The sequence below is a fragment of the Arthrobacter sp. Y3224055 genome (assembly GCF_059090825.1).
In genome coordinates this window covers 31,535-53,551 of the sequence record NZ_JBNHGB010000001.1, presented here as the reverse complement: position 1 = coordinate 53,551, position 22,017 = coordinate 31,535, and the positions used below count along the sequence as shown (strand labels likewise).

The 22,017-nt window shown below is 63.9% G+C and carries 20 protein-coding genes; 5 read left to right on the top strand and 15 right to left on the bottom strand.

Going from position 1 to position 22,017, the window contains the following annotated elements; genetic code table 11:
• Nucleotides 1-55: 55 nt before the first annotated feature.
• From AC5RTY_RS00225 to torT, 9 genes are all read right to left on the bottom strand, one after another.
• Nucleotides 56-268, bottom strand: a complete 213-nt coding sequence (locus AC5RTY_RS00225) for a biotin/lipoyl-binding carrier protein (RefSeq protein ID WP_494000346.1) — start codon at nt 266-268, stop codon at nt 56-58.
• 29 nt (nt 269-297) lie between these two features.
• Complete coding sequence (locus tag AC5RTY_RS00220) at nt 298-972, bottom strand: GntR family transcriptional regulator (protein ID WP_494022597.1); 675 nt, start codon at nt 970-972, stop codon at nt 298-300.
• A 46-nt stretch (nt 973-1,018) separates the two neighbouring features.
• On the bottom strand, nt 1,019-1,801 hold the full coding sequence (locus AC5RTY_RS00215) for a LamB/YcsF family protein (protein WP_494074131.1): 783 nt from the start codon (nt 1,799-1,801) through the stop codon (nt 1,019-1,021).
• Nucleotides 1,798-2,769, bottom strand: coding sequence for a 5-oxoprolinase/urea amidolyase family protein (locus AC5RTY_RS00210; protein WP_494110089.1), 972 nt, complete (start codon nt 2,767-2,769; stop codon nt 1,798-1,800). Before AC5RTY_RS00210 ends, AC5RTY_RS00215 begins: the two co-directional genes overlap by 4 nt.
• 10 nt (nt 2,770-2,779) lie before the next feature.
• A complete protein-coding gene (locus tag AC5RTY_RS00205) occupies nt 2,780-3,796 on the bottom strand; it encodes a carboxyltransferase domain-containing protein (RefSeq protein ID WP_494000342.1) in 1,017 nt (338 codons plus the stop codon).
• On the bottom strand, nt 3,793-5,199 hold the full coding sequence (locus tag AC5RTY_RS00200) for an acetyl-CoA carboxylase biotin carboxylase subunit (protein WP_494110088.1): 1,407 nt from the start codon (nt 5,197-5,199) through the stop codon (nt 3,793-3,795). Before AC5RTY_RS00200 ends, AC5RTY_RS00205 begins: the two co-directional genes overlap by 4 nt.
• A complete protein-coding gene (locus AC5RTY_RS00195; protein WP_494000340.1) occupies nt 5,196-6,257 on the bottom strand; it encodes an ABC transporter permease in 1,062 nt (353 codons plus the stop codon). The genes AC5RTY_RS00200 and AC5RTY_RS00195 overlap by 4 nt, the downstream gene beginning before the upstream one ends.
• Before the next feature lie 8 nt (nt 6,258-6,265).
• Complete coding sequence (locus AC5RTY_RS00190; protein WP_494014828.1) at nt 6,266-7,792, bottom strand: sugar ABC transporter ATP-binding protein; 1,527 nt, start codon at nt 7,790-7,792, stop codon at nt 6,266-6,268.
• 64 nt (nt 7,793-7,856) lie between these two features.
• Complete coding sequence (torT, locus tag AC5RTY_RS00185; protein ID WP_494000338.1) at nt 7,857-9,002, bottom strand: TMAO reductase system periplasmic protein TorT; 1,146 nt, start codon at nt 9,000-9,002, stop codon at nt 7,857-7,859.
• Nucleotides 9,003-9,405: 403 nt separating this feature from the next.
• Between torT and AC5RTY_RS00180 the strand changes: the two genes are divergently transcribed.
• Nucleotides 9,406-10,059, top strand: a complete 654-nt coding sequence (locus AC5RTY_RS00180; RefSeq protein WP_494074133.1) for a GntR family transcriptional regulator — start codon at nt 9,406-9,408, stop codon at nt 10,057-10,059.
• A 104-nt stretch (nt 10,060-10,163) separates the two neighbouring features.
• On the opposite strand, the gene AC5RTY_RS00175 is transcribed toward AC5RTY_RS00180, so the two are convergent.
• The 3 genes from AC5RTY_RS00175 to AC5RTY_RS00165 form a co-directional block, all read right to left on the bottom strand.
• Nucleotides 10,164-11,654, bottom strand: a complete 1,491-nt coding sequence (locus AC5RTY_RS00175) for an NAD-dependent succinate-semialdehyde dehydrogenase (RefSeq protein ID WP_494110087.1) — start codon at nt 11,652-11,654, stop codon at nt 10,164-10,166.
• A 62-nt stretch (nt 11,655-11,716) separates the two neighbouring features.
• Entirely contained in the window at nt 11,717-14,731 is a 3,015-nt protein-coding gene (locus AC5RTY_RS00170) for an FAD-binding and (Fe-S)-binding domain-containing protein (protein ID WP_494138767.1), read from the bottom strand.
• Nucleotides 14,732-14,739: 8 nt separating this feature from the next.
• Nucleotides 14,740-16,011 carry an aspartate aminotransferase family protein gene (locus AC5RTY_RS00165; RefSeq protein ID WP_494110085.1) on the bottom strand — a complete coding sequence of 424 codons (1,272 nt, stop codon included), beginning with the start codon at nt 16,009-16,011 and terminating at the stop codon, nt 14,740-14,742.
• A gap of 157 nt (nt 16,012-16,168) precedes the next feature.
• Between AC5RTY_RS00165 and AC5RTY_RS00160 the strand changes: the two genes are divergently transcribed.
• Complete coding sequence (locus AC5RTY_RS00160; protein ID WP_494110084.1) at nt 16,169-16,759, top strand: biotin transporter BioY; 591 nt, start codon at nt 16,169-16,171, stop codon at nt 16,757-16,759.
• A 156-nt stretch (nt 16,760-16,915) separates the two neighbouring features.
• On the opposite strand, the gene AC5RTY_RS00155 is transcribed toward AC5RTY_RS00160, so the two are convergent.
• Nucleotides 16,916-17,713, bottom strand: coding sequence for a CPBP family intramembrane glutamic endopeptidase (locus tag AC5RTY_RS00155; protein ID WP_494110083.1), 798 nt, complete (start codon nt 17,711-17,713; stop codon nt 16,916-16,918).
• A gap of 336 nt (nt 17,714-18,049) precedes the next feature.
• A complete protein-coding gene (gene arfB, locus AC5RTY_RS00150; protein WP_494022600.1) occupies nt 18,050-18,490 on the bottom strand; it encodes an alternative ribosome rescue aminoacyl-tRNA hydrolase ArfB in 441 nt (146 codons plus the stop codon).
• 84 nt (nt 18,491-18,574) lie between these two features.
• On the opposite strand from arfB, the gene AC5RTY_RS00145 reads away from it, so the two are divergent.
• The 3 genes from AC5RTY_RS00145 to AC5RTY_RS00135 all read left to right on the top strand — a co-directional run bounded on the left by AC5RTY_RS00145 (nt 18,575) and on the right by AC5RTY_RS00135 (nt 20,350).
• Nucleotides 18,575-19,012, top strand: coding sequence for a VOC family protein (locus tag AC5RTY_RS00145; protein WP_494012601.1), 438 nt, complete (start codon nt 18,575-18,577; stop codon nt 19,010-19,012).
• A gap of 76 nt (nt 19,013-19,088) precedes the next feature.
• Nucleotides 19,089-19,652 carry a dihydrofolate reductase family protein gene (locus AC5RTY_RS00140; protein ID WP_494138766.1) on the top strand — a complete coding sequence of 188 codons (564 nt, stop codon included), beginning with the start codon at nt 19,089-19,091 and terminating at the stop codon, nt 19,650-19,652.
• 410 nt (nt 19,653-20,062) lie between these two features.
• Entirely contained in the window at nt 20,063-20,350 is a 288-nt protein-coding gene (locus tag AC5RTY_RS00135; protein WP_494000328.1) for a hypothetical protein, read from the top strand.
• A gap of 26 nt (nt 20,351-20,376) precedes the next feature.
• Here AC5RTY_RS00135 and AC5RTY_RS00130 read toward each other — a convergent pair whose 3' ends face one another.
• On the bottom strand, nt 20,377-21,834 hold the full coding sequence (locus AC5RTY_RS00130) for an amino acid permease (protein WP_494022602.1): 1,458 nt from the start codon (nt 21,832-21,834) through the stop codon (nt 20,377-20,379).
• Between the last annotated feature and the right edge of the window lie 183 nt (nt 21,835-22,017).

Genomic DNA, 22,017 nt, shown 5'->3' with positions numbered 1-22,017 from the left:
TTCGTTCAGGTGAAATTGCACAGGAACATCCGGTTGCGGCATGTGCTGGCGCCGGTTAATCGAGGACGGCGAGTAGCTGCCCTTCCGTGACCGCGTCTCCCTCTGACACGGAGATGTCCGCAACAACACCCGATTCGGGCGCTTCAACCGGAATCTCCATTTTCATGGATTCGAGGATCATGATGGTTTCGTCTTCCTCAACAGACGCTCCCGGCGCCACGAGGATTTTCCAAACGTTGGCAGCCAGATCCGACCGTACTTCGCTCAATTCTTGTTCCTCCTCGAATAGCCCGGCCTTTAAGGTGTTGTGTTCGTCGTGGACCGGCGGCGCTGGCCCGTGTGGTCCATGTGTTTCTTAATCTGCTCGTCCAGGTCCTCAATGTTTCCACCTTCCACGTTTGCCAAGAGCTCCTGGTGTTCGGCCGCTATCTCTTCCGGATGGGGATACAGGTTCTCCAGCATCATGAGCGACAGGCGCGTTTCAGTGAGGAGGGTCTGATAGAAAACCGTGAGGCGTTTGTTACCGAGACTCCCGACCAAGACCGTGTGGAACGCCAGGTCCAAGTCGACCAGATCCGACCACGGATGACCTCTTTCCGAGGCTTCCTTCATGTCGACGACGATGCTGCGAAGTTCATCGAAAATCTGTTTCCTTGGATTCTTCGCCAGCTCCTCGGCTGCTGCCTTTTCAACGGAATGGCGGGCGACGGATATGTCATCCATATCCGCCTCGGACAGTTCCAGGACAAAAACCCCGCGGTTGCGTACCCGGTGCAGGAGGCCTTCCTGTATGAGCCGCTGCATTGCTTCGCGCACCGGCGAACGGCTGACGTTCAGCTGCCGGGCAAGACTGGTTTCGCGCAGCTGTTGGCCGGGCCTGTAGGCGCCCTTTTCGATCGCGCCCCGCAGCCGGTTGACAATGGTGTCCACCGTCCCGTCGATGAGGATCGGCTCCAGTACAGGCTCACTCAACTCGTTGCTCCTACCTATCCGGCGGTCAGCTCGATGCACACCGGGATCAGTCCGGTGCCGGCGCCGCGTTTTCGGCTTCCGTCAACGGACGCACAGATATGCCGGCATCCTGCAAGGACTGCCAGACCGTGCGGATAACCTCCACTGAGTTCGGCGCGTCCCCGTGCAGGCAAATGCTTTCCGGGGAGATTTCAAGATCCCGCCCGGAGACGGTGGCTACTTTCCCTTCCCGCACGAACCTGATCGCACGTGAGGAGACGAGTGCCGGGTCCCAAGCGAGCTTTTCCCGCTCGATAAGGAGGTTGCCGGCGTCGTCATAGCCGAGGTCGACAAATCCTTCCTGGACCAACCGGACGCCGTAGCGGGCGGCGAGCTCCGTGTGGCGCTTGTCGAAGCAGTAGAGAGGCAGGGAGCTGTCTATTTCGGCGACCGCCGCGATGACAGCTTCGGCCAGCTCTTCGTCCTCCAGCGACATCAGGTACATGACCCCGTGCGGTTTCACATGCGATAGTTTCGCCCCTTCAGCCTCCACGAAGCCCTTCAGGGCGCCAATCTGATAGAGCGTGTAGTCCTGAAGCTCTTCTGCCGAGACCGCTATTCGTCGTCGTCCGAAGCCCAGAAGGTCCGGCAGCGCGACGTGCGCTCCGATCTGGAGGCCCTGGTCGACCGCCGCCCGGACGGTGCGGCGCATGGTTCTTGGGTCCCCGGCATGGAAGCCGCAGGCGATGTTGGCGGCGCTGATATAGGGCATGAACTCCTCGTCCGGCGCGAAGCGCCAGCGGCCGTAACCTTCTCCCATGTCGCAGTTGATTTCGATGGCTGTGTTCATTTTCCGGTTCCTCCTGCTGCAGACATGAGCATGGAACGTTCCTCGTCCAATGCATAGGCGTCGTCGATGGAAATGGGCTTGAACCGGATCGTGTCGGTCCCCGGCCGCATCTGGCCGGTTTTCCATAGGCTCGCCTTCGGCACGACTCCGAAGACGACGAAGCCGCCGGAAGTGGGCCCGTCAGGTCCGAGGATCACGGGAGTGTCACCATTGAGGTTGATTCCGCCGACAGGGTAGCCGGTGTCGAGGATGTTGGATGGATGTCCGCCGGCAATCCCGCCGTCGGGCCGGGCCCACTGCAACCTCACTGGGTCCAGCCTGATACCGGTACGGTTTGAATTTTGGTCAACCGTCCAAGAGCGAGCAAAGAAGTTTTGTACGTCCGTTTCCGTGAAGAACTCGGGTGAGGCAAATGGCCCTGGCACTACTTCCAGTTCCCAGTCGTGCCGATACTCGGGGATCCGTTCCTGCGGCAGTTCCGCTATGGATGAGGTATCCGAGCTTCCGATGTCCAGGACGTCTCCCTTGACGAGCGCCCGTCCTTCCACTCCTCCGAGTGAACCCATGGTGTAGGTGGACCGGGAACCGAGGATTTGGGGGACATCGATTCCGCCTCTTACCGCCAGATAAAACCTGAACCCGGATGACGCCAAACCGATTTTCAGTTCGGCACCCGCGGGAACGTCAACGGCAGCCCATTGTGGCACCGGGCTTCCGTCGACGGTCACTTCACCTGCGGCGCCGGATACGGCCACCGTGGCGGGGGACCGGAACCGGAATTTGGTCTTGCCCAGTGTGATTTCCAGGCCCGCAGCGTCGGGGCTGTTGCCGACGGCGACATTGCCGAGCCGGAACGCGAAATCATCCATCGGACCGGCGGGGAAATAACCGCGTGACAGCATTCCGATTCGTCCAGGCCAGTCCTGGACGGTTGTCTGGATGCCGGGTTGCGCAACTTCAATGGACATACGTGGCTCCTCACGGGACGGCGGTTGCGGCGGCAGCGGTGTCCCGCTTGGCGGTGAAGTCTGCGGCCTCGGCCACGAGCGAAGCACACCAGGCGTTATAGCCGGCGACGTCAAAGTCTTCGTCCTGTATGTCGTAGACGTATTCGCCCCGGTGGACGGCTTCGAAGGAATCGGTCAGTTCCTGCTCGGAAACGGCATGGAATCTGACCCGGTCGCAGGGGCGCAGCAGCAGAGGCGACTGGGCGAAAGCAGGGTTGCGCTGTTGGATGTCGTACACGGGCAGGGTTCTGCCGAGCAGTTGGTATCCGCCAGGCGATTCCACGGGGTAGATCGAGTAGCACGGTCCGCCCAGGCCGATAGCTCCTTCCGCTGTCCAGGTACGGGTCGGGTTGTATTTGGGCGCGAAGAGAACCTTCCGCGGATCCAAAGGAAACGTGAAGGGCAGCCCGGGGAAGAACCCGATGAATCCGACCCAGAGGTCGGTCCCGGTGACGACTTCGACCAGCTCGTCGACGTCCCGAAGCCCGTTGTAGGCGATCGTGTAATCGACGTTGTTATCGTTCATGCAGTTGGGGGCGTCGGAGCGGATGCTGCGCACATAGCGGGCAACGGCTTCCTTGGAGGTCGAATCGTGAAACGCGGCAGGAAGATTCACTCGTCGGCTGGGAAGGACCAGGTTTTCCGTACCGGCTGCGTTGTCATAGGCCTCGTCCAATGCCGAAACGAGGTTCGCCACGTTTGTTTCCGCCGGGTTGTAGGAGAGCAGTATGGAACGGAAACCGGGGGATGTTTCGACCAGTCCAGGTGGGCGGGACCGGTTCACCTCGGTGTTGATGTTGTGGACAAAGAAGTTCAGGTTCAGGTCAAAATGCATGTCACCGAACTCGGCGAGGAGGTAACTGTCGCCGGCGAGGCGGTACGTGAGCGCGGGTTTGCCATCGGTGGCCGCCCGGCGCTCGTAAAGTGCGGACGGGACTCCTGCCCAGCGTTCCGAGATGTACTGTTTGGAAACCTCGTGCGGCTTCATCGTGCGTGCTCCTCCTGACCTGTTTCGCCCCGTGCTTTTGATTCGGCGGCCCGGTGCTGGACTTCGGTCACGATGCCGGTGCTGTAGCGGCCCGACTTGAAGGCCGAATCGTTGAGAAGCATCCGGAAAAATGGAAGGTTGGTTTTTAGCCCGGCCACCTGGAAGGCTTCGACGGCGGATCCGGCACGTGCGAGTGCTTCTTCCCGGTCCTGCCCCCAAACGATGAGTTTTGCCAGGAGCGGATCGTAGGCCGTGGTCACGGTATTGCCGGCTGCATAGCCGCTGTCGACGCGGACACCTTCTCCTGCGGGTTCCGTCCACTCACTGATGAGCCCGGGCGACGGCAGAAAGCGTTGCGGATCTTCGGCATAGATCCGCATCTCGATGGCATGTCCTGTCGGTTGGAGGTTGCCGGCGTCGAAGCTGACGTCCTGGCCGGCGGCTACGCGGAGTTGTTCCTCGACAAGGTCGATGGAGAACACGGCTTCGGTGACAGGATGCTCCACTTGCAGCCGGGTGTTCATCTCCAGGAAAACAAAAGACTGCCGCACTGGATCGACCAGGCATTCGACCGTACCGGCATTGCGATAACCGACCGCAGTCCCCGCTCTTACCGCGCCGTTCAGCATGCGGGATCTTAGTTCCGGTGTGATGCCCGGCGACGGCGACTCCTCGGCGACCTTCTGGTGACGGCGCTGGACCGAGCAGTCCCGCTCTCCGAGCGCTATCACCTTGCCGCTCGCGAGTCCGAGGATCTGGACCTCGACGTGGCGGGCGTGTTGAATGAACTGTTCAATGAGGATCCGCGAGTCCCCGAAAAAGCGCTCTGCACGCGACCGTGCAGTGTCGAAGGCTGCCCGCAGGTCTTCGTCATTGTCGGCGACTATCATTCCGATGCCACCGCCGCCTCCGGATGGTTTAACGATGACCGGGTAGCCGACAGAATTGGCGATCTCTACTGCCTCAGCGGCGTCGCTTACCGGTTCGGCCGATCCTGTCGCCACCGGCACGCCTGCGGCCTGCATCAGGTTGCGGGCGTTGATCTTGTCCGCCACCATGTCCATGGAGTCCGGTGAAGGTCCCACCCACGTGATGCCGCTTTCGATAACCCGCCGGGCGAAGCCGGAATTTTCGGCGAGGAAACCGTAGCCAGGGTGGATGGCCGAAGCCCGGACGGTACGGGCTGCTTCCATCAGTTTGTCGACGTTCAGGTAGGATTCGGCAGGATTGGCCGGACCCAGGGAGAAAAATTCCGAGGCTTCCTTTACGAAGGGCAGCTCTGTGTCCACATCCGAGCAGACGGCGATGGTCCGGATTCCCAGGGCGTTCGCTGTGCGGATGATGCGCCGGGCGATCTCGCCGCGGTTGGTGACCAAGAGGGATTCAAATAACGGCGTGGTCATGATTTGACGACTCCTTTGGCGATGAGGCGCGCCTTGGCCGAGGCGCGGAAGCGGTCTGCAAGGACCGCGAGAACGAGCGCCAACCCCAGGGCGATGCTCTGCATGTTGGTATCGAGCCGCATGAAGTTCATTCCGTTGCCCAGCAGCATGATGAAGATGACGCCCAGGACAGTGCCGCCGACGCCGCCGCGGCCGCCCTGGAGCGAGGCGCCGCCGATGACGGCCGCGGTGATGGATTGAAGCGCGAATGCTCCCCCAAAGGTCGGTTGCCCTGAGCCGCTGCGGGCAGTCAGGAGGTAGGCCGCGATAGAGGACAGAACGGCGCAGATGATGTAGGTGGCAATCAGGTTCCGCCGCACCTGGATGCCCGCGGTTTTTGCTGCCAGGGCATTTCCGCCGATGGCATACAGGTGGCGGCCGAACGTTGTCCATTTCAGTGCGACGAAAACAATTGCCAGGATCGGCAGTGCTACGAGAACCAGGTTGGGTATGCCCAGGGTGAAGCCTGACCCGAGGCCGACTATGTAGTCCCTCGGCAGGCCGGACACGGTGGCGCCCCCGCTGTAGACCAGCGTGATGCCCGTGACGATGGTGGCGGTGGCAAGTGTCACGATGAACGGGTTGACCTTCAGGAAAGCCACGCCGAGGCCGTTGGCCATCCCGACGACCAGTCCGACTGCGATGCAGACGACGAAACCCATGATCATGGACTGGCCTGAGAATTCCGGTATGCCGCCATAGACTTTCTGCATCATCGTGGCAGACACGATGGAAGACAGCGCGACGGTTGCCCCTACGGACAGATCAAATCCGCCCGTTACCAGTACCAGCATCTGTCCCAGGGAAATCAGTAGGAGCGTGACGGATTGCTGGGAGACGGATAGCAGGTTGTCGGGCTGCAAGAAGCGGTCGTTTGCCACGGCAAAGACGACCACCATGACGATCAGCAGCGGCGGCAGCGGTCCGACGCTGCTGAAAAACCTGAGCCAGAACTGGCGGTTTGGTTTCTTGGTACCTCGGACGGCGGTCGCCGGGCCCTTGACTTCGGTTGTTGACATGGCAGTCCTTATGCTGATGCGCCTACTGCATGCCCAAAGGCACCAGCGACAACGGCTTCGTTTGTGATTTGGTTGCCAACGAGCTCGGCCTGAACGCGCCCGCCGTTCATCACATAGACCCGGTCGGCAAGTCCGACGACCTCCTCGAGGTCGGAGGAGACCATGAGGACGCCGGCACCGTCACTGCACAGTTTGCGGAGATTGGCATATATCTCCTGGCGGGCCCCGACATCCACCCCGGAAGTAGGCTCGGCCACCACGAAAACCTTCCGTTCCCGTGTCAGGGCGCGGGCCAGAACGACCTTCTGTTGATTGCCGCCCGACAGGGCCCGGGCCTCGGCAGTTACGGACCGCGGCCGGATATCGAGCCGCTCGGCCAGTGCCTGCGCGAGGGAACGGATCCGTGCTCCGTGGATAAGCCCCAGCGTGCTGTACTTCTTAATCCGGTTGACTTCAAGAGCAATGTTCTCCTGAACGCTGAGGTCAAGCGCCAGGGCTTCCCGCCTGCGGTCCTCCGGCATGAAGCCGATACCCGCCTGGATCATCTGGCGGGGGTTGGGGCGACTGAATTTCCTGCCGTTGACCGAGACGGAACCGCTGGACAGGGGGATGAGACCGAGGACGGCCTTTGCGAGTTCACTTTTGCCCGAACCCACGAGCCCGGCCACGGCGACAATCTCACCCCGACACACCCGCAGGGATGCATGGGCGACCTTGCCGTCGGCCGTGGATGCATCCTCGATCTCCAGCAGGGGTTCACCCTTGGTTTCGGCCTTTTCCGGATAGACGGCCGCGAGCTCCCGGCCGACCATGTCGGTGATCAACTGCTCTTCGGAAACTTGGTCGAGGGTATGGGTCGAAATGAAGGTGCCGTCCCGCATCACGGTGACCCGGTCGCCCAGGCGCCGGACCTCCTCCATCCGGTGGGTGATGTAGAGAAGCGCCCAGCCCTCGTCCCGGAGCCGGTCTATGATCCGGAAAAGCCGGTCCGCTTCCCGTTCGCTGATGGCAGCCGTGGGCTCATCGAGAAGGAGGATGCCCGGTGTCCCGAGCAGCCCTTTCGTGATCTCCACGAGCTGCTGTTCGGCCCTTGGCAGCGTCCCAACCTCAGCGTCCGGGTCGATGGCTGCCCCAAGCTGGCCGACCTTCTCCCGGGCAATGGCCCGCATCTTGGTGCGGTTCACGAACCCAAAGGTTTTCACCTCACGGCCGAGGAACAGATTCTCGGTGACGGACAGCGTTGGAGCCAAACTGAAATCCTGCAGGACGACGTTGATGCCCAGTTTCCGGGCATTCGCCGGTGAGTGGTGGGCGACGTCCGAGCCGCGGACGGTAATGGTGCCGCTGTCCGGCTGGTAGTTACCGAGGAGGATGTTCACAAGCGTGGATTTTCCCGCGCCGTTCTCGCCCAGCAGGATGTGTACTTCGCCGGGGTAAAGGTCGAGGGACATCCCTTTGAGTGCCCTCACGGGCCCGAAGGTCTTGACGATATTGCCAAGTGCAACGATCGGATGCTGTTCCAATGCCAGCTTCACTCCCTTCAGATGCGAGTGCCCACGAACCGGGAACCCACGCGGGGCGCGGCCCCGCGTGGATGAATCAGCTCTTCGGTGTCCAGCTCGTCACCGTCTTGAAGTCCCGCGGCGCGAACATCTCGTTGTAGGGCACGTCGGCGGCGTTCTCCTGGGTGATCATCTTGGGCACCGGTCCGGAGGTGGGCGCCTCCAGCTTCTCGCCTTCCAGCATGCGGACGGCTTGGTCAACGGCCATACGTCCCTGGATGGTGGTGAAGTCCGTTGGCGAACCTACGGCGTCGCCGGCCACGATCGCGTCGTACACGGGCGGGATGATGTCGAAGGCGTAGACGTCAACTTTTCCCGTCATGTTGGCGTTCCGCACCGCATTCACACCGGCTTCGGCAGCAATATCAACTCCCACGATGTGGGTGATGTCGGGATGGACCTTGAGGGTGTCCTCAATGAGGTTCTGCTGGATCTCCAGGCCCGGATCGGCGCGCCGCATCTCCGCCATCTTGACGTTGGTTCCTTTGATGGTGTCCTGGAAACCCTTGACTGCCGCATCGGACCATCCGGCGCCTTCCGGCCCGGGGAAGAAACCCACCAGGGCGGGTGACCCCTTGGTGTCGTCGATGATGTACTCGGCCGTCGTCACTGCCAGATCATGGAAGCTCACGAGCGCGTGGGAGAAGAGGGGATTGTCCTTGGACTCGGGGCAGTCCGTACCGTTGATGAAGTCCACCACCGGTATTTTCTTTTCCAGCGCGGCGGCCACCTGGGGGCATACGCCCGTTGCGTTGATGGCGCCCAGAACGATCGCGTCGTAGCCGCCGTTGATGCAGTCCTGCATCTGGCTTAGCTGCTTGTCGAGGTTGGTATAGCCTCCAGCCTCGAACATGCTGTACTCAACCTTGTCCCTCTGTGCCTCGATCAGCGTCCCGTAGTTCGTGGCGGCCCAGTAGGAATCCTTCATGTGAGGGAACAGGACGCAGATCTTCCACTGCTTGGTAATTTTGTCGTTTGCAATGGGCTCATAGGTGGTTTCCGTCGTCTTGCCGTTCAGAGCCGTATTGAGGGCGGGCGTAGTCCAGTTCTCCGCGGAACCGGTGCCCGTGGCTTCCCCGGTCTGCCCGTCTCCGGAGCCTCCCATTGCCCCGCACCCGGTTGCCGCCAAGGTGGCGGCCAGTGCAAGCGCGCCGATGGTGTTGGCTTTCCTGTTCAGCTTCATGTGTTTCTCCCAGCGCCGATAGCCGAAGGCCCGCCCGGCAGAGGCCGATTAAGTCGATTGCCTTTTGTACACAATCTGCAGCGGGTGTTGCCAGCATAGTCCGTGACGGGGATCACATCAACACTTTTCGCGCTGTTTCTCGCATCGCTTGAAGTTCAGTGCTGAAGTACGGCCTGGACCTGCCGCACCTATCGCGAGCGCTTCAGGTCTCGCCGGGCCGGCCGGGCGGACCCCTGCCAATCGCGCTTTCTTCGCGCCGCCCGGCAGGCTTTCCGGGCCAACTCCGGGCTACGGAGTAAACTATGCAATTGTCGACTAAAGACATCTGACATGGACAGCGATGGTTTCGGGTTCGACCAGAACGAGTTGGTGGGGCTCAATGGCAGCGAGGATGGAAATCAGGATGAAAAGGGGAGTGCTCGACCCGATAGTGCAGGAGTCTACGCCGGCCATTATTGCCCGCCGTATCCGCGATGCAATCGCCCGAGGTGATTTCGCTCCAGGCCTCCAACTCGGTGAAGCCGAGCTTGCCAAAGAACTGGGGGTCAGCCGGGGGCCCCTGCGGGAGGCCATGCAGCGGCTCACCCAGGAAGGGCTGCTCGTCAGTTACCGGAACAGGGGCCTCTTCGTCGTCAGTATGGACGAGGACGATTTTCGGGACATCTACCTGGCCCGAACCGCGGTGGAAGCAGCCGCCATCCGCCGCCTGGTCAGCACAAACCCGGAGGACAGCGCGGCCCAGCTAATGAAAGCCGTGCATGCCATGGAGGATGCGGCGGAAAGCCCCCGCGGCGAAGCCATGACCGAAGCGGACATGAGCTTCCATGCCCTCCTGGTTGAGCTCGCCGGCAGCCCTCGCCTGAAGAAGATGCACGACACTCTCCTGACGGAAACACGGATGTGCCTCAATGCCCTGAAAAGCACGTACGCTACCGCCGACAAGCGCATCGCCGAGCACAAACGCATCGCGGAAGCCATCTCCAGGGGAGATTCAGACCTCGCCGAGAAGCTGATGGCCGAACACATGGAGGACGCACTGATGCGGCTGATCCCCTAGCCGTCCCCTCGGGTTGCGCCAGTGCTCCCTCACCTTCCATATTTCCCGCCGATGAGTGGGGGAGCCATTCGCGAGGCGGCGTCGTGGGACGAGGTTGCCAATCCCTAGACCCGCGGGATGGCCATGTACTTGATCTCCAGAAATTCATCCAAGCCCACGCGCCCGCCCTCGCGGCCCAGACCGGAGGCCTTGATGCCGCCGAACGGCGCCGCCGGATTCGAAACGATGCCCGTGTTAAGGCCGACCATGCCCGACTCCAGACCCTCGCCGACGCGGAAGGCGCGGTCCAGGTCCTGGGTGAACACAAAGCTGGCAAGGCCCCAAGGGGTGTCGTTCGCCCACCGCACCACCTCGTCTTCGGTGTCGAAGGGGATGACGGGCGCCACCGGGCCGAAAATTTCTTCGTTCATCAGCGCGGCGTCGGGGCCGACGTCCGCAAGCACTGTTGGGGAGTAGAAGTAGCCGCTGCCCTCCGGGCGGGAGCCGCCGCAGACCACCTTGGCGCCCTTGGAAACGGCGTCGTCCACAAGTTCCTGGACCTTGTTGAGAGCCTTTTCCTCCACGAGCGGGCCGACGTCCGTGCCGCTCACTGCGCCGTCACCGACCTTCAAGGCGCTCAGCCGCTGGGCGAGGCGGACGGAGAAGTCAGCGGCCACGGAGCGCTGCACGAAGATCCGGTTGGCGGCGGTGCAGGCTTCACCCATGTTGCGCATCTTTGCGGCGAAAGCTCCCTCAACGGCGCGGTCCAAGTCCGCGTCATCAAACACAATGAGAGGGGCGTTCCCGCCCAGTTCCATGGAAGAACGCATGACGTTTTTGGCAGCCTGCTCCAATAAGCGGATGCCCACGCCGGTGGACCCGGTGAAGCTAACCTTTCGGGCAATGCCGCTTTCCATCCATGGGGTGACCACCTCGGAGGCTTTGGAGGTCGTGACCAGGTTCAGCACACCCTTGGGCAGGCCAGCCTCTGCCAGGACGTCTGCCAGTGCCAGCGAAGACAGTGGAGTGAGGTTGGCAGGCTTGAAGACCATGGTGCAGCCGGCCGCAATGGCAGGGCCGATCTTCCGGGTGCCCATCGCCAGTGGAAAGTTCCAGGGCGTGACCAAGACGCAGGGTCCAACGGGTTCCTTCGAGACGAGGATGCGGTTCTTGCCGTCGCCGCTGGTGGTCAGATCTCCGCTAATGCGGACGGCTTCCTCCGAGAACCAACGGAAGAACTCGGCGGCGTACGCCACCTCGCCTCTTGACTCGGCAAAGGGTTTTCCCATTTCCGTGGTCATAATCAATGCCAGTTCGTCTTGGCGGGCCATGATCAGGTCGAACGCGCGGCGCAGGATTTCGCTGCGCTCCCGGGGCGGGGTCTTGGCCCACTGTTTCTGGACCCGGCCGGCGGTTTCGATCGCCCGGCGCGCGTCTTCGGGGCCCCCGTCGGCGACGCTGGCGATGACTTCCTCGGTGGCAGGATTGACGACATCGAACCGGGCACCGGACGATGCTTCGGTCCACTCCCCGTCAATGTAGAGGTTCGTGCTGACCTTTGCGACGGCGTTGAGCGCCTTTTGTGACGTTCGGGAGCCGGCTGACTGAATGCTCATGAGCGATCCTTTTCTTGGTTGGAGGTGTTGTGGCCGGCGTTGCGTTGGGAAATCAATGCTGCTCATTCGCCGGGGTCCAATAGTTGGGCCAGGTGACGACCCGGCCGGGAGCCATCGATCTGTTTCACCTGCATGGCGCAGGAGAATCCGTCAGTAAGGATCACCGAGGAGGAATCGGTCTGACGCAGGGCCGGGGCCAGCGCTTGCTCGGCAACCAGCATGCTGATGCCGTAGTGATCCTTCTCGAAGCCGAAGTTTCCGGCCACGCCGCAGCAGCCGGGCGCATCCACCACACTCTTGACGCCCGCGGCCCTGAGTGCCGAGCGCTGGACACCGGCTCCGAAGACCGAGTATTCGTGGCAGTGCGTCTGCAGTACCACTTGTTCTGGAAGGGGGCGGGCCGGCGCTGGTTTCCATCCGGCATTGGACAGCTCGTCGACGTACGTCGCAAAGCTTCGCACCCGGGCGGCAACCCGGCGGGCCCGTTCCGTGTGGACCAGCTCGGGCAGGTCCTTGCGCAGCGCCGCCGCGCAACTGGGTTCCACCACCACGATGGGCCGATCGGTCCCGTCATCCAAAACCTCCGCTGCCGAGGCCATGTGCTTTTTTGCGGTGTCCAGCTGGCCGGTGGAAATCCAGGTCAGGCCGCAGCAGGACTCGGCTGAGCATTCCACGGAGCCCGAGCCGGCCAGAACGCGGGCAGCGGAACCGGCCACCTCCGGCCGGAAGCCGCGGGTGAAGCTGTCCACGAAAAGCACCACGCCGTGTTCATCCGGAGCAAGGCCGCCGCTGTGGTCGGTTGCCGGACCGATGCCGGCGGCCGCTACTTCGCGACGCCACTCGCCGGCTCCGGCGAAACGTGGCATCGCACGCCGGGTGGTCAGCCCGCCCAGGACGGAGGCGACCTTCGCCAGCGGGGTGGACATCACGGCGTTGACCAGAGGCGCGGAGCGGCCGGTGAGCTTAAGCCAGCGGGGCAGCCAGCCCAGGGAGAAGTGGGAAATGGGGCGGAGTCTGCCCTTGTAGTAGTGCGAGAAGAATTCGGATTTGTAGGTGGCCATGTCGACGCCCGTGGGGCAGTCGGTGGAGCAGGCCTTGCAGGAAAGACAGAGATCAAGCGCCTCGCGGACCTCCTCGGACTTCCAGCCTTCCTCCACGGTGCGGGCGCCGCGGACCATGTCCTGGAGTACCCGGGACCGGCCCCGGGTGGAGTCCTTCTCGTCCTTCGTGGCGCGGTAGCTTGGGCACATCACGCCGCCCGCGTCCGTGCGGCATCGTCCCACCCCTATGCAGCTTTGAAGCGCGTGGACCCACGGATCCGTACCGCTGCCGGTGGAGGTCTCGGGGGAGTCGGTTTCGGCGGTCGCTCCGCCACCGGCGGTGACCGGGCGCAGGTCGAAGCTCGTGCGCCAATGCCGCTCGGGAATGCCTTGGAGCGCCAGATTGACGTCCAGGGGGTCAGGATCGGTGAGGGATCCGGGATTGAGGATTCTTGCCGGGTCCCAGGTGCGCCGGTACGCGGCGAAGGCCGCCAGCAGGCGCGGGGAGTACATCAGGGGCAGCAGTTCCGATCGTGCCCTGCCGTCGCCGTGTTCGCCGGAGAGCGAACCGCCGTGGCGGACCACCAGCCGGGCAGCTTCCTGTGTAAAGTCGCGGAAGACGCGGCGGCCGGCTGGGGTGCGCAGGTCGTAGGTGATCCGGATGTGCATGCAGCCGGCACCGAAGTGTCCGTACATTACGCCCGTCAGGTCGTAGCGGCCCAGAAGGTCGCGGAAGTCTGAGAGGTACTCCGCAAGGTTCTCGGGTGCGACTGCAGAGTCTTCCCATCCTGGCCAGGATTCTCCACCGGTGGAGAGGCGGGCTGAGAGCCCGGCGCCGTCCTCGCGGACACGCCAAAGAGCGGCTCGCTCCTGCAGGTCCGGCACGGCGTGCCCATCCACCAAGCGGCCGTTTTCCCTGAGTCGGGCGAGCAGTCGGTCAGCTTCCGCCCTGACCTGGTGCGGATTCCCGCCGTCGAGGTCCACGTACAGCCAGGCTTTGCCTGTGGGCAAACCCGTCACCGAGCCCTTGCCGCGGCGGAAGCGCATGGTGTCCACGATCGCCTCATCGATACCTTCGACGGCAGCCGGGGAGAACTCCAGGATGGTCATGACGTCCCGAGCCGCGTCGACTATGTCCGCATAACCCAGGCACACCAGCAGGGCGCTGGCCGGCTTAGGCACAAGCTTCATCCGGGCGCCGACAATGATGGCGCAGGTCCCCTCGGACCCCGCGAGGGCTCGGGCGATATTGAACCCGTTTTCCGGAAGAAGATGCGCCAGATGATAGCCGGAGACTTGACGTCGGATCCGTTCGAGTTCCAGGCGGAACTCGGACAGGTGACTGCGGGCCAAGTCTTTAAAGGAGGCGGTCAGTGCACCCGCGCGCGCTGCGGAGTCGTTGTCGCCGGGATCTGTGGCACGCAGCCCGCCGGCCGTGGCCGTCAGGCGCGCGCCATCCGAAGTGACGACGTCAATCTCCACGACGTGGTCGGAGATCCGGCCGTAGCGAACGGAGTGGTTGCCGCACGCATCATTGCCCAGCGAGCCGCCCACGGTGGCACGGTTCTTGGAGGACGGGTCCGGGGCGAAGGTGAACCGGTCACCGGTGGCCTTCTCCACCTCGTGGGAGAGGACCGCGAGCACGACGCCGGGCTCGACGCTCACGGTGCCCTCCACCTCGTCGATCTCGTGGATCGCGTTCATGTGGCGGGAAAAGTCAAGTATCACGCCTGGGCCCATGGCGTTGCCCGCCATGGACGTCCCGCCGCCGCGCCCGATCAGCGGGGTTGCCGTTTCCCGGCATGCAGCAACGACCGCGAGCACGTCCTCGACCGTCCGGGGGAACACCACGGCAAGCGGGGGTACCCGGTAGTTGGAAGCGTCATAGGAGTATTCCGCCACGCGGCGTGGCGAGACGTCGGCAGCCACGCCCGCGGATGCCAGGCGTGCAAGCACCGCGGGGAGGCCTGCATCCGGTGCGCCTGTTCGGCGGGTGCCCGTTGCCGGGCCTGCGGGGGAGCGAACAGCATCCGTCATGGGTGGGCTCAATATTTCGAGGAAACGGCCGCGGTGACGGTGGCGACGGCGTTTTCGAAGCGTTCGAGGCCGGTGGCGATTTCTTCGGCGGTGACGATAAGGGCGGGGATCAGTCGGACGACATTGCCTGCGGGCCCGCACGTGAGGGTGAGCAGGCCGTGGCGGGTCGTGGCCTGTTGGACTGCTGCCGCGGTGGCGCCGTCGGGGCCGCCGGCTTCGGTGGTGAATTCAATGCCTTGCATCAGGCCCTTGCCGCGGACGTCGCCAATGGCGGGGACGCGGGCCTGGATTTCCTTTAGTCCGGCCTGGAGTTGCTCGCCGCGGATCCGTGAGTTTTCCACTAACCCTTCGTCACGAATGACATCGAGGGTGGCGACGCCGGCGGCGGCAGAGACCGCATTACCGCCATAGGTCCCGCCCTGGGACCCGGGCCAGCCCCTGGACATCAGTTCGGTGGAAGCGGCGATTGCGGAGATCGGAAATCCGGAGGCGATGCCCTTCGCAGTGATGAGGATGTCCGGGGTGGCGGCGGAGTACTGGTGCCCCCAGAACTTGCCCATGCGGCCTACGCCTGTCTGGACTTCGTCGAAGATCAGCCGGATGCCGTGCCGGTCGGCACGTTCGCGCAGTCCCTCCAGGAACGCCGCCGGGGTGGGCAGGTACCCACCCTCGCCCAGGGCCGGTTCGATCAGGAATGCTGCGGTGTCGTTGGGCGCGGTGCGGGTTTGCAGCAGGTAGTCCAGTTCCTTCAATGCGAATTCCACGGCGGCCGCCTCATCCCAGCCGTACCGGTAGGCGTAGGGGAAGGCGGACATGTGCACCCCCGGCATCAGCGGGGAGAACCCTGCGGAGAACTTCGTTCCGGCGGTGGTCAGTGACGCCGCCGCAACCGTCCGACCATGGAAACCGCCCTGGAACACTACGAGGTTTGGCCGGCCCGTGGCCATTCTGGCCAAACGGATCGCAGCCTCCACCGCCTCCGATCCGGAATTGGCATAAAACACCGAGTCCAGACCTTCCGGCAGCACCTCGCCAAGCTTCTCGGTCAACGCCAGCAACGGCTTGTGCATCACCGTGGTGTACTGGGCGTGAATGATCTTTCCCACCTGACCGCGGGCCGCCTCCACTACCCGCGGGTGGCAATGACCCGTGCTCGTCACCCCGATGCCGGTAGTGAAATCAAGGTACGTTTTTCCATCGGTCGCGTAGATCCAACTGCCCAGGGCGTGATCGACTGTCAGTGGGGTCGCCTGCTTCAAGAGAGGGCTAAGGGAGGCCATGCGTCCCATGATGCGCGTCACATTATTTTATTGTCAACAATCGTCGATCAAGTTTAGTGTCAGAGGTGGGATACCGCGGATTTGAGCGGAGGCACTGCTTAATCCGCCGGGGCGCCCGCGGTTCTTGATGATTTTCCGCAAAACGCTAGGAGCAACCATGAGCACAGCATCAGCCGCCGTTGCGCGACAGGGTGTCCTGGCCGACGCCCTGGTCCCCAGCACCGCCTTGGCCAACACCGCGCTGGTTGTCGGCGGGGCAGGCCTGACCGCCGTCATGGCGCAGCTGGCCGTGCCGCTGTGGCCGGTCCCGATCACCGGCCAGACCCTGGCCGTCCTGCTGGTCGGCAGCACGCTGGGCCCGGTCCGCGGCATGCTGTCGATGGCACTGTACTGGGTGGCCGGCGTGGCCGGCATGCCGGTGTTCAGCGACGCCTCCTCCGGCCTGGCCGCCGCCGTTGGCCCGACCGGCGGCTACCTGGTGGGCTTCATCGCCGCCGCGGGGCTGACCGGCTGGCTGGCCAAGCGCAACTGGGACAAAAAGTTCCTGGGCGCCACCGTTTCATTCTTGGCGGGCACCGTGATCACCTTCGTCTTCGGCATGGCCTGGCTGGCCATTTCCCTGGGCGCCGACCTGCAGCAGACGCTCGAGTGGGGCCTATACCCGTTCATCATCGGCGGCATCGTGAAGTCGCTGATCGCGGCAGCCGCCATGCCGGCCGCGTGGAAGCTGGCGGCCCGACTGCCCTAGGACTCTGCCCGCGCCTAAGGGACTCGACCCGCCCGCTTGGAGTGCCCCTGCTCGAGGACGTGATGCCACCTGAGGATACTCGTATCGTGTCCACTTGAATTCCGGGCTCCCTCAATGCTTGTTCCAACAAGACGCCGCCGCTGCACCCAGTCCAGTTCAGGTGTCGTCCGGGAATGCTGAGTAGCGGTCCGGTCGGGATCCTGTTCGGCGCCCCTTAGCGCGTGCCCCGCTTTGTTGGTAGAGCGCCAGGACGACGGCGAGCATGGCTGCGGCGGCGATCTGCTGCCACTCTCCCTCGAACGCCTTGAGCTTTTCCGAGCCGGAGGCGTTGAAGGACCCGTGAAGGAGGCCGACGATGAGGATGCTTCCGCCCGCGCCCAGATACACCATGCCTGCCAGGAGCCTGAAAATCGGGGCGAAGAGAAACAGGACCGCCCAATAGAAAAGCACCTCCCGGACGGGCGTCCCCGTGAAGCCTTTGTCCGCGAAGGCGAGGGGGAGGTGGATGAGGGCAAAGGGTAAGGCTGTCAGCAGCGAGCCGGCGATCAGGCCCCACCGCTCCATCAGCCGGTGCTGTACCACGGCGGTCCAGGCCAGCTCCTCCCAGATATTCGCCAGCACAGCCCCGACGAGGATGGCATTGAGGAAATAGTTGCCGGTTTCAGCGGCCCAGCCGGCTTCCGGTTGCCGAAAAGACCCGGTCGCCGCGGCGATCAGCAGGGTCAGCACGGGTATGGCGAGCAGGGCGGCGATATACCAGCCGACGCCTACCCGCCAGCGGACAGCCTGCCGAAAAAGGCCCCGGACCGCCTTCCCGCCGCCGGAGGCTGCGGTCACGAGGACCGCAGTACCCAGCAGGATCAGCAGCTCTGCCAGGAGCCCGGGCACAACGTTGCCCAGCAAAACGATCGATATCGCCTGCGCCGCCCACGTCAGCCCGATCGCAATGACCACAAAGGCAGTTACCGGATGCCGGGCGATCAGGCGTCCCGCAGGACCTCCGCGGGGAGATGGCGCCGGTTCGGCTCTCGAGGCACCGTTACCCATGCTCACCCCATTCCATGATCAGGCGGCCAAGCCCGGCTCCCGGGACTGCAACGGGTGGCGGCTGCAGGGGGAGCGGACGGTATGGCCGACACTTTTCTCCGCTGCCGGATTTGTGTCAAGCGCTGAAGTCCGACCGGCCGCGGGCACCGGAAGCATCCCCGGGGATGCCGAAAAAAGGGAGCGCAGTCGGGCCGGTCAATCGTCGGAGAGAGGCCCCCCAGCGATCGACGCAAAATGGTCAGCTTATTCGGAGTTTGGGCGCCTGCGGTTGCGCTTGGTCTCCGAGCGCAACCGTTTCGATTCGAGCCGGCGGCGCCGCGAGCCAGCCGTGGGCCGGGTTGCGCGCCGGACGACCGGCGGAGTCACCGCGTCCCGCAGGAGTGCTACGAGGCGTTGCCGCGCCGCAGCCCTGTTTTGCCGCTGGGAGCGGTGTTCGGAGGCGCTGATGGTGAGCACCGTGCCCGAGATCCTCTCGGAGAGCCTGGCGACGGCGCGTTCGCGTTGGATCTCGCTGAGCGCCGTCGTGGTGCCCAGATCGAGACTGAGCTGCACACGTGAGTCGGCGGTGTTGACGCTCTGGCCGCCGGGGCCCGAGGCTCGGGAGAACTGCTCGACCAGCTCTCCCGCCGGCACCCGGAGGCCTCGGGGCGCGCCGGGTCCCGGGGGCACATGCAGGTCGTCCACACGATTTATTGTGCCGCAACTCCGACGGGGCGCAGCCGGCGGAGGGCTTCTTTTTTGTCCTCCCGGCTCGCTAGCATGTCGCGCATGGCCATCAAACTGGAGAACGTCGGCATCGCCGTTCGGGACCTCGAAGCAGCGATCGCCTTCTTCACCGACCTCGGCCTGACGGTCCTCGGCCGCGACACGGTCAGCGGTGACTGGACCGACACCGCCGTCGGGCTCGATGGCAACCACGCCAACATCGCGATGCTCCAGACCCCGGACGGCCACGGCCGGCTCGAGCTCTTCGAGTACCTCCACCCCGAAGCGATCGAGTCGACGCCCACCCGCCCGAACGAGATCGGCATGCACCGCGTCGCTTTCTCGGTCGACGATTTGGACAAGGCCCTCGAAATAGCCGCGAAACACGGCTGCCGGCCGCTTCGCGGGGTGGCGACTTACGAGGACGCCTATAGGCTCACGTACGTCCGCGGTCCCAGCGGCATCATCGTGATGCTCGCCGAGGAACTGAAGAAGAACTGACCGGTGCCGGTGTCGCCGTGGGAACCCGGCACACCCAGCGTGAAGGGGCGGAACGATCATGGGAACCCTCGCCTTTGTGGCAACGACGTCCATCGACGGCTACGTCGCCGATGCCGACGGCGACTTCCAGTGGACGGGCCCGAGCGATGCCGTGTTTGCCGTGCACCTCGAGCGCATGGCGGAGGTGTCCACCGAGGTGCTCGGGCGGAGAACCTATGCGTTAATGGGGTACTGGGACACCTATCCGGACGGCGAGGACCGTCCTGTGGCTGAGCGGGAGTTCGCCCGGCGCTGGCGGGGCCTGGACAAGGTCGTGGTGTCGTCGACCATGACAGTCGAAGAGCTCACCTCGGACCGGGCACGCATCGTGCCGCGCCTGAGCCTGGTCGAGCTGCAGCGGGTCGTGGAGCGTGCGAAGGGTGTAGTCGAGATCTTCGGGCCCACGGTCGCGGCAGACGCGATCCGTGCGGGCCTGGTTGACGACTTCCGGTTCTTCGTGGTGCCAAAGATGGTGGGCGGAGGCCTGCGCGCCCTGCCCGACGACGTGCACCTCGACCTGAGCCTTACCGAACACAGAATCTTCGACAACGGCATCGCGTACCTGCGATACGTGCCTCGACAACCCGCGAAGGCACGGTAAGGATGCTGGACCTGCTGGGTGGCGCGGACGTGAAAAGGTGCCGAGGACGGCACCTGCACCCTGCCCCTCGGGGGGTTCGGCTGCAAGTGGTTGCGCCTGCAGCATCCCGAGGACCGGCGGCTCCCATAGGCCTTCGCGAAGGACGACGGCGACGCGCTTTAGGGCCCGAACACCATCCGTTGTACTGCGCCGCGTGAGCAGGTTGCGGCTGCAAGTAGACCTGCCGCTGACGAAGGGCAAGCATTATTGTCGAGTCCCGGTATTGTCCACAGGCGCTGACGGGTGCCTACTGGTGGGAGGAGCCCGAACCAGCGGTATGGCTTGCCGAGAGGTTGTGCACAGCCTCGAAATTGCGCCCCTAATATGCAGCGGCAGGCGGGGCTCCGGCTGATAAACCATTGGAGGTAGCCATGTTCGCACGAGTCAGCACTTACCGAGGCAGCCAGGACACTTCCGGCGGGCCCCCGGAGGATCTCGTCACCCGGGTGCTGGAACTCCCCGGTTGCCGGGGCTTCTATTTCCTGAATGGGAAGGGGAACGGGAAATCTTTATCCATCGCGCTGTACGACACGGAAGAAAACCTGGCTGGAAGTAAGGAAAGGGCGAAGAGTCTCCGCTCTGAGGCAAGCAACTCCCTATCGTTGGAGATCCTCGAAGTCGAAGAGTACGAAGTCGCCACCGCCGAGCTCAACGACTAGCGAGCTTAACGACTAAGCGGCTGCCTTCAAGCGTCGGATGACCCGGGTACGGCCCGGTGGCGCGGGCTGTTTGGGTTCATGAGTGAGTGCTTGCGGCTGTAGAACAGGTAGATGGCCAGGCCGATGATCAGCCAAACCACGAAGCGCAGCCAGGTTTCCCAGTGCAGTTGGAGCATCAGGAAGCCGGAGGCCAAGACGCCGAAGGCCGGGACCACAGGCATCCACGGCAGCCGGAAAGTCCGCGGCACCTCGGGACGGGTGCGCCTCAGCACGATTACGGCCACACAAACCACCACGAAGGCGGCCAGGATGCCGATGTTCGTGAGGTCCGCCACGGCCCGGATGGGGAACACTCCGGCCAGCAGCGCCGACGCGATGCCGGCGATCCAGGTCACCCGCTGCGGGGTGCCGTGCCGGTCCGTCGCCGCAAACCAGGACGGCAGCAGCCCGTCGCGGCTCATGGAGAACCACACCCGGGTCACGCCCAGCAGGAAGGTGAGCATCACGGTCAGGATCGAAACAACGGCGAAGGCGGCAATGATCGTGGCCACGACCGGCAGCCCGACCGACTCGAAGGCGGACGCGAACCCCGCCGTGGGGCTGATGTCCCTGTAGTTCTGCATGCCGGTCAGCACCAGCGTGGCCAGCACATAAAGAGTCATCGCGATGGCCAAAGACAGCAGGATCGCCTTTGGCATGTGCTTCTTGCCGTCGACGGATTCCTCCGCCGCCGTGCTCATCGCGTCATAGCCGAACACCGCGAAGAACACGGTGGCGGCTCCGGCCAGCACCGGACCGAATCCGGAGGGCATGAACGGGTTGTAGTTGCCCGGGTTCACGAAGAAGAACCCCAGCCCGATGATGAAGAGGATCAGCAGGATCTTCAGCCCCACCGCTATCAGTTCGAACCGGCCGAAGGTGCGGGTCCCGCGGCTGAGGATCCAGGTAATCAGCAGGCAGACCACGATGGCCGGCAGGTTGACCACGCCGCCCTCGACCGTGTCCGCGGTGCCCTCCATCCACGCCGGGACCTGGACGCCGATGCCCTCCATAAAGGCGCTGAAATAGCCCGAGATGCCAATGGCAACGACGGCGACGATGGCCGTGTATTCCAGCAGCAGGTCCCAGCCGATGAACCAGCCGATGACCTCCCCCAGGGCCACATAGCCATAGGTGTAAGCCGAGCCGGCAAACGGGATCATGCCCGCGAATTCCGCGTACGACAGGGCCGCCGCCGCGCTGGCCAGGCCCGCAATGAGGAAGGAAATGAGCACCGCCGGACCGACCGGAGCCGCCTCGGGGCCGCCGTTGGCCACCAGCCCGGCCAACGTGAAAATGCCGATGCCGATGATCCCGCCGACGCCGATCGCGGTCAGCTGCCACACGCCCAGGCTTTTGGACAGATGGCTTTCCCCGCTCTCCTCCGCCAGCTCCGTGATCGGCTTGCGCCGGAGGAGGGACTGGGAACCGCTCCAAGTAGCCATGCCAGACTCCGATGTTCGCGCCTGCATCTGCGGCCGGAGCCGACGCAAGGGGCGGCTCCGCCCTGCCGATGCCCCGTACGTGTCCGAGTATGGACCGCGCGCTGCCCGCAGGGAATACCATGCCGGTCCTCACGTGCAAATCCGGCAAACACCGGCCCCGGTCTGGCCCGCGGCGGGTAGCTT

Coding starts and splice junctions, on each gene's coding strand:
- AC5RTY_RS00170 (WP_494138767.1), bottom strand. CDS start 14,731: ATGACGGATGCTGTTCGCTCCCCCGCAGGCCCGGCAACGGGCACCCGC.
- torT (WP_494000338.1), bottom strand. CDS start 9,002: ATGAAGCTGAACAGGAAAGCCAACACCATCGGCGCGCTTGCACTGGCC.
- AC5RTY_RS00200 (WP_494110088.1), bottom strand. CDS start 5,199: ATGACCACGCCGTTATTTGAATCCCTCTTGGTCACCAACCGCGGCGAG.
- AC5RTY_RS00165 (WP_494110085.1), bottom strand. CDS start 16,011: ATGGCCTCCCTTAGCCCTCTCTTGAAGCAGGCGACCCCACTGACAGTC.
- AC5RTY_RS00215 (WP_494074131.1), bottom strand. CDS start 1,801: ATGAACACAGCCATCGAAATCAACTGCGACATGGGAGAAGGTTACGGC.
- AC5RTY_RS00135 (WP_494000328.1), top strand. CDS start 20,063: ATGTTCGCACGAGTCAGCACTTACCGAGGCAGCCAGGACACTTCCGGC.
- AC5RTY_RS00180 (WP_494074133.1), top strand. CDS start 9,406: ATGAAAAGGGGAGTGCTCGACCCGATAGTGCAGGAGTCTACGCCGGCC.
- AC5RTY_RS00130 (WP_494022602.1), bottom strand. CDS start 21,834: ATGGCTACTTGGAGCGGTTCCCAGTCCCTCCTCCGGCGCAAGCCGATC.
- AC5RTY_RS00145 (WP_494012601.1), top strand. CDS start 18,575: ATGGCCATCAAACTGGAGAACGTCGGCATCGCCGTTCGGGACCTCGAA.
- AC5RTY_RS00160 (WP_494110084.1), top strand. CDS start 16,169: ATGAGCACAGCATCAGCCGCCGTTGCGCGACAGGGTGTCCTGGCCGAC.
- AC5RTY_RS00205 (WP_494000342.1), bottom strand. CDS start 3,796: ATGAAGCCGCACGAGGTTTCCAAACAGTACATCTCGGAACGCTGGGCA.
- AC5RTY_RS00210 (WP_494110089.1), bottom strand. CDS start 2,769: ATGTCCATTGAAGTTGCGCAACCCGGCATCCAGACAACCGTCCAGGAC.
- AC5RTY_RS00175 (WP_494110087.1), bottom strand. CDS start 11,654: ATGAGCATTCAGTCAGCCGGCTCCCGAACGTCACAAAAGGCGCTCAAC.
- AC5RTY_RS00195 (WP_494000340.1), bottom strand. CDS start 6,257: ATGTCAACAACCGAAGTCAAGGGCCCGGCGACCGCCGTCCGAGGTACC.